Below are 16,312 nucleotides of genomic sequence, written 5' to 3' on the forward strand. Positions count from 1 at the left end.
CGTTCGCGCGAGATTCTTCACTTCGTTCAGAATGACATTTGGGTACTCTTCTATTTTGCAACAGTTTTTTACAGCTCCTTGGTTTTAGATGGTTTGGATCTCGATCGCGTCTGCGGGCGCTAAGATGTGCGCGCCGGAGAGGGGGCGGTCGCTCAGGACAATCGCGGTGGCGAGCGGGTTTTCGATCTCCTTTTCGATCAGGCGGCGCAGGTTGCGCGCGCCGAACTTGACGGAGAACGATTTACCCGTCAGGTAATCGAGCACGCTGTCGTCCCATGTCAGGCGCAGCTTCTTTTCCGCGAGGCTGTCTCGCAGCTCGCCCAGCATGATCGAGGCGATATGGCGGAAGTCCGCTTCGGAAAGCTGGTTAAAGGCGATGATCTCGTCGATACGGTTCAAAAATTCGGGCCGCATCAGCTCTTCCAGAGCCTTCATGGCGCGGTCGCGGCTCTGCTCGGTCACGCTCTTGCCAAAGCCGAGCGAACCGCCGCTGCCCGCCTGTGAGCCCGCGTTCGAGGTCATGACGATCACAGTGTTTTCAAAGCTGACCACGCGGCCCTGCGCGTCGGACAGGCGGCCGTCGTCCAGAATTTGCAGAAGTGCGTTGAGCACGTCCGGATGCGCCTTTTCGATCTCGTCGAACAACACGACGGAGTAGGGGCGGCGGCGAATCTTCTCGGTGAGCTGCCCGGCTTCATCATAGCCGACATAGCCCGGAGGCGAGCCGATCAGACGGGAGACCGTGTGCTTTTCCATATATTCGGACATATCGAGCCGCACCAGCGAATCCGGCGAATCGAACAGATCGGTGGCAAGCTGCTTGACAAGCTCGGTTTTGCCCACGCCGGTCGGACCGACAAACAGGAAGGACACCGGCTTTTTCTTGGGGCTGATGCCCGCGCGCGAGCGGCGAATGGCCGCGCACACGGCGGAAACGGCTTCGTCCTGCCCGATGATGCGGCCGTGCAGGCGATCTTCCATACCCGCAAGGCGGGCGGATTCCTGCGCGCAGACCTTGGAGGCGGGGATGCCCGTCCAAAGCTCGATCACCGAGGCGAGCTGCGTTTCACTGAGGCTGGGGGCGGGCTGGGTCTGCAATTCGTGCAGACGGTTCTCCACTTGCAGCATGCGCTGGCGGCACGAAGCGATGCGGGCGTAGGTCTCTTCCTGCTCGTCGTTTTGCGCCTGCTGGGAGAGCAGGTCAAGCTGCGTTTGAAGGCTTTCCAGCTCGGTTTGCAGGGCCGGCATCTCGGAAAGCTGCGGCGAATCAAGGTTTAGGCGCGAGCACGCTTCGTCGATCAGGTCAATCGCCTTGTCGGGCAGGAAACGGTCGGTGATGTAGCGCTCGCTCATGCGGGCGGCTTCGTCGCAGATCTCATCCGAAACCGTCACGCCGTGGAAGGTTTCATAATAGGAGCGGATGCCGCGCAGGATCTCTGCGGTCTCCGCGACCGAGGGCTCGCCGATATGGACGGGCTGGAAGCGGCGCTCCAGAGCTGCGTCCTTTTCGATATGCTTGCGGTATTCGGAGAAGGTGGTCGCGCCGATCACTTGGATCTCGCCGCGCGACAGGGCGGGTTTCAAGATATTCGCGGCGTTCATCGAACCTTCCGAATCGCCCGCGCCGACGATGTTGTGCACCTCGTCGATAACGAGGATGATGTTACCCAGCTTTTTGACTTCGTCGATCAGGCCCTTCATGCGGCTTTCAAACTGGCCGCGAAACTGCGTGCCCGCGACAAGCGCGGTCAGATCGAGCAAATGCACCTCTTTATTCCGCAGCTTGAAGGGAATGCGCCCCTCCGCGATGCGGCAGGCCAGCCCCTCGGCCACGGCGGTCTTGCCCACGCCGGGCTCGCCGATCAGGCAAGGATTGTTCTTCTGGCGGCGGTTCAAGATCTGGATGACGCGGTCGGTCTCGCGGTCGCGCCCGACGATACGGTCAAGCAGGCCTTCGCGCGCCTTGCGCGTCAGATCCTCGCAGTAATTATTCAGGTACTTGCGCTTTTTATCATCGCGCTGAGGCTGCTGGGCGCGGGTGCGTACATTATCCCCAGAGCGGCGCGGCATGTTCGGGCCGAAAATAGAGGGCAGGTTAAATGGGCGGCGCTCCGCGGGCTCCTCCGCGTCGCCGGAGGCAGGGTCGGTCTCGTGCGGCGCGTCGTCCTCCGCGCCGTCCGTACCGGCGGGCACAAGGTCGGTCAGGTCCTCAAGCGAGCCGATTTCGCCCGCGAGGGCTTCCAGATCGTCCTCGGTGATGCCCATCTGCTCCATGATGTTATCGAGCGGCTTGACGCCGAGCTCGCGCGCGCATTTAAGGCACAGGCCCTCCTGCGTCGATTTGTCCGGCCCTTCGATCTTGGTGATGAAGACCACCGCGATGTTTTTGTGGCAGCGCGAGCACATTGGCATGTTCATAGTAAAAAAATCTCCTTCTTGGGGTGTTGCCGTTTTTATATGGCGACCGGCAGGATATCGATCAAACGCGAGAGCAGCACCGTGGCCTGAACACGCTCGGGCGAAAGGCAGCCGAGCGAGGTATAGGTGATGGGCGCGAACCATTGAATGCCGAGCAGGATGAGCGCGGCGACCGCCACGCCGCCGAGCGCGCCCAGCACGCCGCCGCCTAAAGCATCCAGAAAGCCGAGCGGCGTCAGGTGCGCGACAAAGTGCAGGCTCTTGATGGCGAACGAGATCAGCCAGCCAAACAGCACGCCCAGCAACAGCAACAGCGCCAGAAACGCAATGCTTTCCGCCATATGAGTGGCGGCTTCGGTAACGGTTTGCTTGATACCGTCCAGCAGGCCGGCGGCCTGCCCAAGCTCCGCTTGGCGGGAAAAGACCTCGCCCACGATGGGGGAAACGATCATTTTAGCCGCGCCGGGCGCGAGCGCTTTGGCCGCGAACACGGCGGCGCCCAAGGCGGCCAAGCGGCCGATGACGCCGCACAGCGTGTACAGCAGGCCGCGGCGCAAGCCGAGAACAAGGCCGGCCAGCACGAGCAGCAAAATGATCAGATCGGGCAGGTTTAAAAGTCCTTTAAAAAAATCAGTCAGCGCGTCAGTTGTCATGCGGGATCTCCTCGGAACGTTCGGAATGTGCGGTAAACAGGCGGGCGTTTTTCGCGTACAGGGCAAAGAGCGTGCCGTCATCCTTCAAGAGTAGGCGGCGCGCGCCCACGGCTTCGCTGTTGTGCCACGAGGGCGTCAGGTCGCTCGTGTACACGGTAACGCCCGAAACGGTCAGCGCGGCAAGGCCGGTCCGGGAAATGGCGAGCGCCGACGGTTCCTCCGTCGAGGCGATAGGGCCCTCCAGTTTGCCGCCTGAGCGGATCAAATAGATATCGCTCCGCGCTGAACCGGAAAACGAACGGGTAGCAAGCGCAAGCGCGTTATCGCCAAAGGAGAACGCCAGCAGATCGCCGGAGGAATAGGCTATGGGATTTGTGACTTCGCCCTTTTTATCGATCAAGTAAAGGCCGTTGTCGCACAGGGCGGCGGCGGTGCCGTCCGATAGGTAGGCAAGCTCTAGCCCCAAAACGCCCGGGATGGTGGCTTCGGCCTGCGCCGTATCCCGGTCGAGCCGGAAGAAGAACACCTGCGAATCAAGCGACACGCCGTTTTGCTTGAACGAAAGGACGGAAAGCATTTTGCCATCCGGCGACAGGGCGGCCGACACGATATAGTATTCCGAGGTTCTCCATTTAAACACTTCGTTTCCGCGGTTATCGTAAACCGCGACGGCGGTGCGGTAGCCCTGCTCGTCCGTGACGACGAAAAAGCGGCCGTCCCTGCCAATGCCCGCGGTAATGATGGGTGAAGCGAGGTCTAGCTCGGCCACGGGCTGATAGGAATTGGTCAGCGTAACGCCGTGACCGCCCCGGTCAAAGGCGAGCACATAGCCGCCGGCGGCTTCCACGGTGGGCTGCGAATAGCTCATTGGCAGGCGCTGCGTGACCGCACCGCCCGGCCGGGCAAGATACAGGGTATCGCCATCCGTATAGGCCAGACCGCCCGCGTACAGCGCCGCGTCGTGGAACGAGCCGTTTTCGTAGGGGATGGCGGAGGCGTCGCCGCTGTTCTGGCGCAGTCCGGCAACCGCGTAACTCGTCAGGCTGCGGATGGAAGAGGGCGAAAACAGCCGGAAGTTCAAAAGCAAAAACAGGACCGCGCTGGCGACCAGCACCCAGCCGCACATGGCGCGCAGCTTGGAGCAGACGCGCACGCGGCCGTCCCTGCTTTCACGCAGGATGCGCTTGCGCTCCTTGCGGCTGCGCGGGAACTGCACCACATTTTTAGAGTTTCGAGTGATATGTTCGGCCATTTGCCTCACCTCCTCATTGTAACGCGAATTGCATGGCGATATATGAAGCGAATGTTAATTATAATAAGTAGTTAGTAATTAGTAATTAGTAATTAGTAGTTAGAAATTGCGGGGCGGTGATTGGCGCTATGCATGGCGCAACGCTGTAACGTTTGGCGTTTGCGCTTGTCTTTTTGCTGTTTCAAACCCCAGTCACTAAATTACTAATTACTAATTTCTAACTGCTAATTTGTGTAAATTAAATGTTGCCAGCTCCGGCGTATGGTCATACCACAAACGGTTCATATAAAGGCCGCAGGCGGGCAGGGTGGGGCCTGCCTGCTCGCGGTCGCAGGAGCGGAGAATGGATGCGACCTCGTCCGGCGCGATCTTGCCGCAGCCGACGTATAATAGCGTGCCCGAGATCGCGCGCACCATGTTGTACAAAAAACCGTCCCCGCACACACGGATACGGATAAGCGGACCGTCCGTTTCCACCTCGCACCAAAAGACGGTGCGCACCGTACTTTTGACCGGCGTGCCCTGACTGCGCACGGCGGCGAAATCCTGCTTGCCGACAAAATACTGCGCGCCCGCCTGCATCAGCGCGGCGTCCAGCGTATAGGTGGTGCGATAGGCGCGCGCGGCCAAAAACGGATCGCGCAGCGCGGAGGGGAATAGCTCGTAGGCGTATTCCTTGCGGGTGCAGTCAAAACGGGCGTCAAATTCCTCCGGCACGGGTACGGCGGCCGATACCGCGATATCCTCCGGCAACAGGCTGTTCATGGCGAACGGCAGCCGGTCCAGTGGAATGGTGCAGTTCCCCTTGAAGTTTGCGACATAGCGGCGGGCGTGTACGCCCGCGTCGGTCCGGCCAACGCCGGAAACATGCATCTTTTGCCCGGTCAGGCGGTGCAGCACGGTTTCCAGCGTTTCCTGAATGGAGGGGCCGTTTTTCTGCACCTGCCAGCCGTGGAAATGCGTGCCCACATAGGATAAAACAAGCGCTGTATTCATATTTATAACCCAAAGCGGCCCAGCGCGATCACGCCGCCGAACACAAGAACACAAATAACGATCGCACCGATATCCACCGTTTCTATTTTCAGCTGCTTCATACGCGTGCGGCCCACGTCGCCCCGGTACAGGCGGCATTCCATGGCGGTGGCAAGCTCGTCCGCCCGGCGGAAGGCCGAGATGAACAGCGGCACCAAGATCGGGATCATAGCCTTGGCGCGCTGGATAAGGTTGCCGGATTCAAAATCCGCGCCGCGCGCTTTTTGCGCCGAAATAATTTTTTCGGTCTCCTCGATCAGGGTCGGGATGAAGCGCAGCGCGATCGACATCATCATAGCCAGCTCGTGCACGGGCGCGTGGAGCTTTTTCAGCGGCGAAAGCAGGCGCTCCAAGCCGTCCGTCAGCTGGATGGGCGAGGTGGTGTAGGTCAACATCGAGGTGGCGATGATGAGCAGCATCAGGCGCAGCACCATGAAAAACGCGACCTTAACGCCCTCCCATGAGATATGCAGCCAGCCCCACTGCCACAGGTATTCTCCGGTGGGCGAGGGGGTGTAAAACAGGTTGAGCACCGCCGTAAAGCAGATGATGAACAGGATCGGTTTGAGGCCGCGCACCACAAGCTTTGGCGAAATGCGCGAAATACCGATCACGACGGCCAGAAAAGCGATGATGAGCGCATACGAGATCGGTCCGCCCGCAAGGAACAGGGTGATGATCATGGCGACCGTCAAAACGATCTTGACGCGGGGGTCGAGCCGGTGCACCGCGCTTTCACCGGGGAAGAACTGGCCGATGGTGATATCCTTCAGCATGGCTGCCCGCCCCCTTTCCGATAGGCCCGGATGGCCGCGAGCGCCCCGTCGACGGTGAACACCGAGGGATCGACCGGGATGCCGCGCTTGTTCAGCTCCAGCATGACCTTGGTGACCATCGGGATATCGAGCCCGGCGGCGATGATCTCGCCCGCGTGCGAGAAAACCTCGCGCGGGCTATCGCAAAACAGAATCTTTGCTTCATTCATGACAAGCAGGCGGTCGGCAAGCTTCGCGATATCCTCCATCGAGTGGGAGACGATCAGCACGGTCGCGCCGCTCTCGCGGTGGTAGCCGCGGATGAGGTCTAAAATTTCGTCCCGCCCGGCGGGGTCTAAACCGGCGGTGGGTTCGTCCAGCACCAGCACGTCGGGTCGCATGGCGATCACGCCCGCAATGGCGACGCGGCGCTTCTGCCCGCCGGAAAGCGCGAACGGGGACTGAGAGGAAAGCGCCTCGTCCAGCCCGACCGCCCGCATGGATTCCGATACGCGCGCCGCAATTTCGTCCGGCGCAAGGCCCATGTTGGTCGGCCCGTAGGCGATATCCTTGGCAATGGTTTCCTCAAAGAGCTGGTATTCCGGATACTGAAACACCAGACCGACGCGAAAGCGCGTTTCACGGGCGCACTTGCCCTTTTCGTTCCAGATAGGCTTGCCATCCAGCAGAACTTCGCCGGAGGTGGGCGCGAGCAGGCCGTTGAAATGCTGGATGAGCGTCGATTTGCCCGAACCGGTGTGGCCGATCACGCCGAGAATTTCGCCTTTTTCAATTTTGAGATCCACGTGGTCGAGCGCAACGCGCTCGAAAGGGGTGCCCGCGCCATATACATGGGTCAGGCCCCGCGTTTCCAGAATGGTTGACAAGGAAAAAACCCCTTTGTTAATTAGTAGTTAGGAATTAGAAATTAGGAATTATGGAGATGGGGGCGCTGCTTGCGCCGAGGAATAAAGGAGCAGCGCTTCCTAAAAGTACAACAGAGTAAAACGAAAGAAAAAGCGCCCAATTACTAATTACTAACTACTAACTCCTAATTATTAATAAGGTATTTTTGCAGCGTATCCGCGCATTCCTCAACGGAGAGCGCGTCAATCGGCAGGCTCGTGCCTTCCGCGGCATTGAGATCGTAAAGAATCTCAATGGTTTGCGGCACGGTAAGACTAGCGTTTCGCAGTTCGTCCACGCGGGTGAATATCTCGCGCGGCGCGCCGTCCATCAAAACCTCGCCCTGATGCATTACGACCACGCGGCCCGCCTGTACGGCTTCGTCCATGTGGTGGGTGATCAAAACGACCGTGATACCGAACTTTTCGTTGAGCTCACGCACGGTCAACATGACCTCGCGGCGGCCCTGCGGGTCGAGCATGGCGGTAGGCTCGTCCAGAACGACGCAGCGGGGCATCATGGCGATCACGCCCGCTATGGCGATACGCTGCTTCTGGCCGCCCGAAAGGCGGTGCGGCGCCTGTTTGCGGTATTCATACATGCCGACGGCACGCAGCGCGTCGTCCACGCGCACGCGGATTTCCTCCGGCGGCACGCCCATGTTTTCCAGCGCAAAGGCGACGTCCTCCTCCACCACGGTGGCGACCAGCTGGTTATCCGGGTTCTGGAACACCATGGCGACGGTCTTGCGCACTTCATAGGTGTTATTTTCATCCCGCGTGTCCATCATGTCCACGTAGCAAACGCCGCCCGTGGGCAGGCGAATGGCATTGAAGTGGCCCGCAAGCGTACTCTTGCCCGAACCGTTATGGCCCAGTACTGCGACAAACTCGCCCCGCCGGATGGAAAGGTCCACCCCCTTCAAAACGGGAATGGAAAGTGTTCCGTCCTCCGTCGGGTAGGCGTATTCAAGATTTTCTGTTTTGATAATTTCAGCCATGTTTTATTCGTCCTTTGCTTGAGGATGCGAGCGGGCGGCCTCACGGCGTTCCTCTGCTTTTAGCTCGCGCAGCGCGTCCTTGATAGCGGCGTGTATAATCATATACAGCGCGCTGCACAAAATGATCAGCGCGATGATAACGAAAAGAATAAGCCAAATAAATGGAATGGTTTGCATGGTAGCATGCCTCCCGGTTAGCTTTTACAACAGACCGTCATTTTAAAGAGCGTAGGCCCGAAGAAACCTGCGCGAACCCTTTCGCCTCGTTTAGGCGGATGTCTCGCCCGATTATTCCTCCGCGATGAACCGCGCGGAGGAGCCGCAGGGTAAAAACAGTCCGGTCGACTGAACGGGCAGGCCAAGCTCCTGCGCTTCGATCTTACCGAGCGCGCGTTTACCCGCCGTGGTGCCGAGCAGATAGGCCATGACCGAGGGGGCAAGGCCGGTCGAGTAGCTCGAAACGAGAACGAAGAGCGGCTTGTCCGATAGAAGCTGCATGGTCAGATCGATGAAATCGGCGATGTCGTCCTCGATCTTCCAGGTTTCGCCCGAGGGGCCGCGGCCATAGCTCGGCGGGTCCATGATGATCGCATCGTACTTGCGGCCGCGTCGAATTTCGCGTTGGACGAATTTTTTGCAGTCGTCCACGATCCAGCGAATGGGGTGCGCTTCCAGTCCGGAGGACGCGGCGTTTTCACGCGCCCACTGCACCATGCCCTTGGAAGCGTCCACGTGGCACACGCTCGCGCCGGCTGCCGCGGCGGCCAGCGTAGCCCCGCCGGTGTAGGCGAAAAGGTTCAAAACCGATACCGGACGGTGCGCCTTCCGCACCATACGGTCGATAAAATCCCAGTTTGCGGCCTGCTCCGGGAACAGACCGGTATGTTTGAAGCTCATGGGCTTGAGCTGGAACGTCAATTCGCCGTAGCGAACGGCCCATTGCTCGGGCAGCTTGCGAATTTCCCACTTACCGCCGCCCGCGTTGGAGCGGTGATAAATCGCGTTGGGTTTTTCCCACGCGCGGCAGCCGTTCGTTCGCGGCCAAATGGCCTGCGGGTCGGGCCGGATCAGGGTCTGATCCCCCCAGCGCTCTACCTTTTCACCGCCGCCGCAGTCTAAAACGGTGTAATCTTTCCAGTTCTCAGCAATCCACATAGTTTTCCTTTTCCCGTCATTCCACAATATATCAGTCTCTATTCTACCACCAAACCCACTTTCGCGCAATGAAAACCGCCGCGCGGATAGGAGAAAAATACCTCCGAAAACCCGCCCCGATTGGGCGTTTTGAGAAAGTAACGGAAAAACGCGCGTTTTTTTGTCGGAAAGCTACGCACATACCGCTAACGGCCGATGCCGCGTTTTAATCGCGTAAGCGAAACGAGCGCTGAACAAACACCCCCCTGTTCCCGGCGCTTGGCAGGGAACAGGGGGGCGTTTTACGATATTTTGCTTTCGATATACTGCGGAACGTTTTCGACCGGTATGCCGAGGGCGACGGACAGCTCGCCATGGAGCAGCTCCTCCGCCTTTTTGCGGAAACGCGCGTCGATCTCGCTCGGTTTTTTACCGTTCTGTACGGCGGTGCGGTTTTTGCGGTAGGTGGTTTTAATCAGCTGGACCAACTGCCCGCAATCATGCGACAGGAAAACCTGACGGTAGCTGTCTGTCAAGATATGAAGATCCTTGGTTTCGAGCGGCGTTTCGCTGATATCCGGGATGCGGGAAATCAGATCTTCCGCTTCGCCCTTGCTCATCACCGGACGCATGAACACCTTGGAATCCACCGGTATATAGATGGTTTCCGTGCCGCAGACAGGCTGGATGGTGTAATACCGCCGGTCCGGGGTCTCCGGGTCAAGGCCGGGCGTACTGATCGCCTTTACCTGACATGCTCCGTTGTTGCCATAAACAATGAAATCTCCCACTTGAAACATTCTGCGCCTCCACTTTTGTGCAAAAAACGATGAGAAAGCCACGAAACTTAAGAAATTTCGTGGCTTTCTTGCCTTCCATGTATCTATTTTAACACAAATTGAGGGTTTTTGCAAAAGGAGTAGAAGGAAAAAATGAAAGTTTGGTTATTTTGCGCATGGAAGACGGTGGTTTTTAGGTGTATTTTATAAGTTTAATGTGCAAGACCGATGGGAGAGAACAAAATGTAGGCGCCTACGGTGACCAGCACCGCGATAATCGCGAAGATTTTGCCGTTTTTCCACGGCGTTAGATCGATCACCTTGGCGTCTGTGATCTCAAACGCGTCTTGACGCGGCGCAAACTTGATGCACAGGCCGTAAATGATGCATTCCAGCACAAACAGCGCGAATACAACATACAGATAGTGGAACTGCTGGCAGAACGGGCTTAATTTCGACATGCCGTACAGCACGATGTGGATCGGAATAATGATCTTGGGCGCGATGGACGGCGCGCGCTTGCTGAACAGACCGAAAAGTACGGCGGTCAGTAGCGGCATGGAGAAGAAGCCCCAGCACTCGTTGATAAAGTTCATGATGCCGGTACCGAAGAACATGACGAACGGCGCGACGATGATCGACGCGACCGCAATGACCGTGCCGAAGATCTTGCCGACCTTGACCAGCTTTTTGGCATTGGCCTGCGGCGCGAAGATGGGCTGGTACAGGTCTAGCGTGAAGATCGTGACCGAGGAATTGAGCACGGAATTAAAGGAGGACAGGATCGCGCCGAACATAACGGCCGCGAGGAAGCCCAGCAGCGGCTTCGGCACGACCTCCAAGATCAGCATCGGGTAAGCGGAGTCCGCCGCCATGCCGACCTCGGTGGACATGCGGCCCGCGAGAAGCTGATAGGCGATAATGCCGGGAATGACGAGAATGGCCGCGTCCAAAATCTTGAAGAAGCCCGCCCAGATCGCGCCTTTCTGGCTTTCGGCAAGGTTTTTGCCCGCCAGCGAGCGCTGGATGATGGACTGATTGGTGGCCCAATAGAACAGGTTGTTCACGATCATGCCGGTGAACAGAACGGGCCACGGTACCTCGGGAGGGAGCGCGGTCGCGGGCGACCAAGCGTTCAGCTTTTCAGGCGTTGCCGAAATGAAGTGCTTGATGCCCTCCAGAAAGCCGCCGCCGTCCAGCGCGCCGAGCGCGAGAATGCCGAGCACGGGCACCATGAAGCCGCCGAGCAAAAGGCCGACGCCGTTGATCGTATCCGATACCGCAACCGCTTTCAAGCCGCCAAAAATGGCGTAGATTGCGCCAATGATGCCGGTCGCCGCACAGACCAGCGCGATCGCCCAGAAATATGAAAGGCCGAACATGCCGGAAATATCAAAGATCTTTTCCAACACGACCGCGCCCGAATACAGCACGACCGGCAGCATGGTGAAAATATAAGCGATCAGAAACATCAGCGAGAACAGGCGCTTGGTCGTGGTATCAAAGCGCATCTCGAAGAACTCCGGAATGGTTGTGATACCGCCCTTGAGAAACTTGGGCAGGAACAGGAACGCGAGCATGATGAGCGCAAACGACGAGGTGACCTCGAACGCCATCGGGCTCATGTTGCCCGCGAAGCTCTGGCCGTTGGTGCCGACAAGCTGCTCGGCGGAAAGGTTGGTCATCATCAACGAGCCCGCAATGACGATGCCGGGCAGACCGCGGCCCGCGAGGAAGTAGCCGTCCTTGGTGGAAAGATCGTCGCCGCGCGTTTTCATCCAAGAGATGAGCGCGACCAGCGCCGTAAAACCGACGAAGGTGACAATAGTGAACATAGATGTACCCCTTATTTTCTTTTCTCTTTTTCTTTTTTGCCAAATGGGGGCGCGGTCGGTCCCTTATCCGGCCGCGCCCGCGTATTTCTCTTTTTGCTTAATAATCGACCCAAACGCCGCCCTGATCGGCGGATTCCACGCACTTTTCGACCCACTTGACGCCTTCCGCGCCCGCGCGTACGCCGGGGTACCAGAAATCGACCGGCTCGCCCTTTTCGGTTAGTTCAATGGCGCGGGCAAAGCGGCTGTAAATGTTGGCCCACGATTCAAACAGGCCCTCCGGATGGCCGCCGCCAATGCGGTCGTCCGCCGTCGCTTCGGGATACAGGTAATCCATGGCGCGGTGCATGATGTGCTGCGGCTCGCCCTGCACCTCGTAGGCAAGCTGGTTCGGGAACTCGGCGTTCCACTCGATAGAGGCCTTCTCGCCCACGATGCGGATGGTGTGGCCGAACATCGCGCCCGCGTTGACACAGCTGGACCAGACGTAGCCGACAGCGCCGCCCTCGTATTCCATCAGCGTCATGGCGTTATCCTCCAGCGGCTTGCGGCTCTCGACAAAGGACTGGCGGGAGCACAGCAGGCGCTTTACCTTCATTTCCTCGGGCAGCATGGCTTCAGCCAGATACAGCGGGTGCGTGCCCACATCGCCCAGCACATAGGATGGGCCGGACTTTTTCGGGTCGACACGCCACGCGGTGGAAGCCGCGTTCTTTTCCACCGCCACGTTATGGTAGCCGTGCGCGAACTGCATCTTGACGATACGGATCTTGCCTAAAACGCCGTCCGCGATCATCTTGCGGCCCTGCTCGATCATTTGATGGCCCGCGTAGCCGTAGGAAACGAACATGATCTTGCCGGTCTTTTCAACCAGCGCTTCCAGCTCGGCGGCTTCCTCGGTGTTGAAGCACATGGGCTTTTCACAATAAACATGCAGGCCGGCGTTCAGCGCCGCTTTGGCGATCTCGAAATGGGTGAAATTGGGGGTGGCGATGGAAACGGCCTGAATGCCGTCCGGACGCTTAGCTTCCTCGGCAAACAGGGTTTGATAATCCGGGTAGCAGCGGTCCGCCGCGACGTGCAGGCTTTCGCCAAAGGCCTTGCCGCGCGCGGCGTCGATGTCGAACGCGCCCGCGACGAGCTGGAAGTTAAAATCCCGCAGCGCGGAGGAGCGGTGGATATAACCGATCTGACTGCCCTTGCCACCGCCTACCATTGCCCAGCGGATGGGGGTTTCTACTCTTTTTTCACCGTAATACATTGTCATTCTCCATTCTTGATTAATAAGGTTGGGGGGAGCGTACCGATCCTTGCGAGCGGCGGGGTGGCGTCACCGCGCCATTCCGCAACAAGGCGATTATATTGATGGACCATACGCCGAACTGACGGAGGGACGTGCTTAGATCTCGTAGCCGACCGACTTTAAGTAGTCCACGCTTGCCTTAACGTCGCGCAGGCTGGTGTCGGCATTGCGCGGGTCGCGTTCCTGCTCGATGGTGATGTAGCCCGAATAGCCGATATCCGTGAGCGCCTGCTTGATAGCCGGGTAGTCGAGCGCGCCCATGCCGATCGGACACATCGAGCCTTCGCCGCAGCCTTCAAAAAAGCGGATATGCTTGCCCAGTACCGCGCGGTAAACGGTTTCGTCCACATCCTTAAAGTGTACGTAATCCAGTTTGTCGGCGTATTTTTTGAGATACTCCACCGGATCCATGCCCGAATAATACAGGTGACCGGTATCCAGACACAGGCCCGCGACTTCGTACGGGATATCGCGCACAAGGGCTTCGATTTCGTCCGCAAATTCGATGTAGCCGCCCGCGTGCGGGTGGATGACCGGACGTACGCCGTAGCTGTTCGCCCGCTCGCACACGGCGCGCACGTTGCCCATGAAGCGTGTCCACTCCTCGGGCGACAGGCGGGGCGAGCGGTCCGAGTGGCCCGCGTTGTAGTCCCGCTCGTCGTGGCCCCAGTCCATGACGGTCATGTACGGCGTGGGATGCTTCTGCCCTTCGTGCACAGGCAGTTTCGGAAGGCGCGGGTCGGTAATCAGGCGGCAGATATCGTCAACCGCGTCCAAAACGCTTTTTTGGTTTGCCGGGTCGAGCAGATCGTGGAAAATTGTGCCCGCGACGATGGAAAGATGATTTTTGTTCAGCTCCGCGGATACGACGTCCGCGTCGACCGGCAGATAGCCGTAGGGCCCAAGCTCGATCGCACGGTAGCCCGCCTGCGCGGCTTCGTCCAACACACGCTGCCAAGGCGGCAGATACGGATTTTTCGGATCGTCCACGCCCCAGCAGCACGGCGCGCCGCAAATATTCATGCTCATTTGGTTTTCCCTCCATTTTCGGCGGCGCCCATCGCCGCTTGTTTTTGATAAACGTATTATATCGAAAATGTGCCAAGGTTGTTTCCGGTATCCTGCGCTTTCCGCATTGAAAAACGCGGAAAAGTTGCACAAAAAATGCTTTATAAAATTGTTTCTTCCGGTTTCTTGCGCTGCGTTAGAAAATGCGGTATGATAAAACAAGCAAACGAAAGGGGGCCGGACCATATGCCGGATAAGGGGAAAACGACCTTTGCACATGGGCTGCGGCCCATGTTGCTGTATGCCACCCGGCAGGCCGTGGCCGATCCTAAAATTCACCGCCCCATCCATCGGCACGATGATATCACCGAGCTGCTGTTCGTCTACCGGGGCGAGGGCGTTTATACCGTGGATGGGTACAGTTATCCCATCCGGCCGGGCGATTTGCTGCTTTATAATCAGGGTGCGCTGCACGAGGTCGTATCCACCACCGCGCACGAGATCGGCACGTTTTGCTTCGGCGTGGCGGGGCTTACCTTAAACGGCTTGCCGCCCGGCCACATGACCGCGCCGGAAAGCGGCTTTGTCCGTCCGGTACACGGCGAGTATCATGAAATAAACGCGCTGTGTAAGCTGCTGTTCGACCGGATGGAGCTGAACACCGTGCCTTCGCGCGAGATCGTCGACCAACTGTTCCCCGCGCTGGTGCTGCTCGCCGTCGGCTTTCCGGCGGATGATCGCGGCGGACGGCAAAACGCGGAGATCGTGCTGGCAAACCGCATGCGTCAATATATCGCCACCCACTTTGACCAGCCGCTGACGCTTCACTCGCTCGGCGAGACGCTTCATGTATCGCCCTATTACGCGGCGCATATCTTTAAACGCATTACGGGCTTTTCGCCAATTCAATATATGATACGCTGCCGTGTGGGCGAGGCGCAGAACCTGCTGATTTCGACCGATTACAGCGCCGCGCAGATCGCGGCTATCGTCGGCTACGGCAATGTGACGCATTTCAGCGAAATTTTCTCAAAAACCGTCGGGTTACCGCCTATCCGCTACCGCACGCAGTACCGTGAGCGCATGCGGGGCAAACGCGGGCAATAGGGGTGCGGAAAAATTGTGCGGATTTCTGAAAAAATGGCGGGAAAAGCGTTGACAAAACGTCCGAATGTTGGTATACTATTTAAGCGTCAGAAAACCCGCGGGTGTAGTTCAATGGTAGAATGTCAGCCTTCCAAGCTGAACACGTGGGTTCGATTCCCATCACCCGCTCCATCCATTTTTATGTATGGAAAGGCAGCGGGCGCGGAACACTATGCGCCAGTAGCTCAGTCGGATAGAGCAACTGCCTTCTAAGCAGTAGGCCGGGGGTTCGAATCCCTCCTGGCGTGCCAAGTTCTTCTTTGTGCACATGCCGGGGATTCGAAAGGCGGCTCTTGATAATATGCCGGTGGCATATTATAACCGCCGTGGCTTTTCCGCAGAAAAGCGAATCCCTCCTGGCGTGCCATTTCCGCTGAAACAGAATATGGTGGGTATAGCTCAGCTGGTTAGAGCGCCGGATTGTGGTTCCGGAGGTCGAGGGTTCGAACCCCTTTACCCACCCCATTACCTAAACCGACGCGCTGCAAACCGCAGCGCGTTGTCTCTAGGTCACCATTTCAGCCCGCGAATACAGGGGCGTCGCCAAGCGGTAAGGCATCGGCCTTTGACGCCGACATTCGCTGGTTCGAATCCAGCCGTCCCTGCCAAGTCATTTAAGTCCGGTGAGTTTGCTGGATGCGAAAGGCGGCTTTTGGCAACATGCCGGTGGCATGTTGCAATCGCCGTGGCTTTTCCGCAGAAAAGCGAATCCAGCCGTCCCTGCCATTCTTTATCCGCAAAGTAATACTAAGATGAAATGCGAACAACTCAATATGATCCATTAGCTCAGTCGGCAGAGCACCTGCCTTTTAAGCAGGGTGTCCGGGGTTCGAATCCCCGATGGATCACCAACACACACAAATCCGAACCCGACTCCAATTGGAGATGGGTTCGGATTTGTTGTTTTTTTGCATGAAAGGATATAGCGTGGTGTGCTAAACAGCTAAACAGGTAATCAAGGGTCAGATCAAAGAATTAGTGCGCGGCAGCGTGGAGGAAACGCTCAACGGACTTCTGGAAGCAGAGGCAGAGAAACTGACTCAGGCGGCGCGATACGAGCGCAGCGAGCAGCGCCAAGGCTACCGGAG

The 16,312-nt window shown here is 58.2% G+C and carries 14 protein-coding genes, 5 tRNA genes and 1 pseudogene; 7 read left to right on the forward strand and 13 right to left on the reverse strand.

Going from position 1 to position 16,312, the window contains the following annotated elements; translation table 11 throughout:
* Positions 1 to 84 precede the first annotated feature (84 nt).
* The 13 genes from NE562_RS15740 to NE562_RS15800 form a co-directional block, all read right to left on the reverse strand.
* Entirely contained in the window at positions 85 to 2,418 is a 2,334-nt protein-coding gene (locus NE562_RS15740) for an ATP-dependent Clp protease ATP-binding subunit (protein ID WP_280963372.1), read from the reverse strand.
* 35 nt (positions 2,419 to 2,453) lie between these two features.
* On the reverse strand, positions 2,454 to 3,071 hold the full coding sequence (locus NE562_RS15745; protein ID WP_280963373.1) for a CvpA family protein: 618 nt from the start codon (positions 3,069 to 3,071) through the stop codon (positions 2,454 to 2,456).
* Positions 3,061 to 4,323, reverse strand: coding sequence for a DUF5711 family protein (locus NE562_RS15750; protein ID WP_280963374.1), 1,263 nt, complete (start codon positions 4,321 to 4,323; stop codon positions 3,061 to 3,063). Before NE562_RS15750 ends, NE562_RS15745 begins: the two co-directional genes overlap by 11 nt.
* Positions 4,324 to 4,533: 210 nt before the next feature.
* The gene (gene truA / locus NE562_RS15755) at positions 4,534 to 5,319 is read right to left on the reverse strand and encodes a tRNA pseudouridine(38-40) synthase TruA (protein WP_280963375.1); all 786 of its coding nucleotides are present in this window, start codon (positions 5,317 to 5,319) and stop codon (positions 4,534 to 4,536) included.
* A 2-nt stretch (positions 5,320 to 5,321) separates the two neighbouring features.
* On the reverse strand, positions 5,322 to 6,134 hold the full coding sequence (locus NE562_RS15760) for an energy-coupling factor transporter transmembrane component T family protein (protein ID WP_280963376.1): 813 nt from the start codon (positions 6,132 to 6,134) through the stop codon (positions 5,322 to 5,324).
* Positions 6,128 to 7,000, reverse strand: a complete 873-nt coding sequence (locus NE562_RS15765) for an energy-coupling factor transporter ATPase (RefSeq protein WP_280963377.1) — start codon at positions 6,998 to 7,000, stop codon at positions 6,128 to 6,130. Before NE562_RS15765 ends, NE562_RS15760 begins: the two co-directional genes overlap by 7 nt.
* Positions 7,001 to 7,164: 164 nt before the next feature.
* Entirely contained in the window at positions 7,165 to 8,019 is an 855-nt protein-coding gene (locus NE562_RS15770) for an energy-coupling factor transporter ATPase (protein WP_280963378.1), read from the reverse strand.
* A gap of 3 nt (positions 8,020 to 8,022) precedes the next feature.
* A complete protein-coding gene (locus NE562_RS15775; protein ID WP_280963379.1) occupies positions 8,023 to 8,196 on the reverse strand; it encodes a hypothetical protein in 174 nt (57 codons plus the stop codon).
* A gap of 111 nt (positions 8,197 to 8,307) precedes the next feature.
* Positions 8,308 to 9,174, reverse strand: a complete 867-nt coding sequence (locus NE562_RS15780) for a class I SAM-dependent methyltransferase (RefSeq protein WP_280963380.1) — start codon at positions 9,172 to 9,174, stop codon at positions 8,308 to 8,310.
* Between the two features lie 281 nt (positions 9,175 to 9,455).
* Entirely contained in the window at positions 9,456 to 9,953 is a 498-nt protein-coding gene (locus tag NE562_RS15785; protein WP_280963381.1) for a CarD family transcriptional regulator, read from the reverse strand.
* Positions 9,954 to 10,144: 191 nt separating this feature from the next.
* Positions 10,145 to 11,767, reverse strand: a complete 1,623-nt coding sequence (locus tag NE562_RS15790) for a solute:sodium symporter family transporter (RefSeq protein ID WP_280963382.1) — start codon at positions 11,765 to 11,767, stop codon at positions 10,145 to 10,147.
* A 97-nt stretch (positions 11,768 to 11,864) separates the two neighbouring features.
* Positions 11,865 to 13,028 carry a Gfo/Idh/MocA family protein gene (locus tag NE562_RS15795; protein WP_280963383.1) on the reverse strand — a complete coding sequence of 388 codons (1,164 nt, stop codon included), beginning with the start codon at positions 13,026 to 13,028 and terminating at the stop codon, positions 11,865 to 11,867.
* A gap of 138 nt (positions 13,029 to 13,166) precedes the next feature.
* On the reverse strand, positions 13,167 to 14,099 hold the full coding sequence (locus tag NE562_RS15800; protein WP_280963384.1) for a sugar phosphate isomerase/epimerase family protein: 933 nt from the start codon (positions 14,097 to 14,099) through the stop codon (positions 13,167 to 13,169).
* A gap of 225 nt (positions 14,100 to 14,324) precedes the next feature.
* Between NE562_RS15800 and NE562_RS15805 the strand changes: the two genes are divergently transcribed.
* The 7 genes and pseudogenes from NE562_RS15805 to NE562_RS15835 form a co-directional block, all read left to right on the forward strand.
* On the forward strand, positions 14,325 to 15,185 hold the full coding sequence (locus NE562_RS15805; protein WP_280963385.1) for a helix-turn-helix domain-containing protein: 861 nt from the start codon (positions 14,325 to 14,327) through the stop codon (positions 15,183 to 15,185).
* 97 nt (positions 15,186 to 15,282) lie between these two features.
* Positions 15,283 to 15,356: transfer RNA gene (locus NE562_RS15810), tRNA-Gly, on the forward strand.
* Positions 15,357 to 15,398: 42 nt separating this feature from the next.
* Positions 15,399 to 15,475 (forward strand) — tRNA-Arg (locus tag NE562_RS15815).
* A gap of 137 nt (positions 15,476 to 15,612) precedes the next feature.
* Positions 15,613 to 15,689: transfer RNA gene (locus NE562_RS15820), tRNA-His, on the forward strand.
* Between the two features lie 68 nt (positions 15,690 to 15,757).
* A tRNA-Gln gene (locus tag NE562_RS15825) sits at positions 15,758 to 15,832 on the forward strand.
* A 167-nt stretch (positions 15,833 to 15,999) separates the two neighbouring features.
* Positions 16,000 to 16,075 (forward strand) — tRNA-Lys (locus tag NE562_RS15830).
* Positions 16,076 to 16,178: 103 nt separating this feature from the next.
* Positions 16,179 to 16,312, forward strand: a pseudogene (locus NE562_RS15835) (IS256 family transposase); the annotation flags it as partial.

The organism is Butyricicoccus faecihominis, assembly GCF_024462775.1.
Taxonomy (GTDB): domain Bacteria; phylum Bacillota; class Clostridia; order Oscillospirales; family Butyricicoccaceae; genus Agathobaculum; species Agathobaculum faecihominis_A.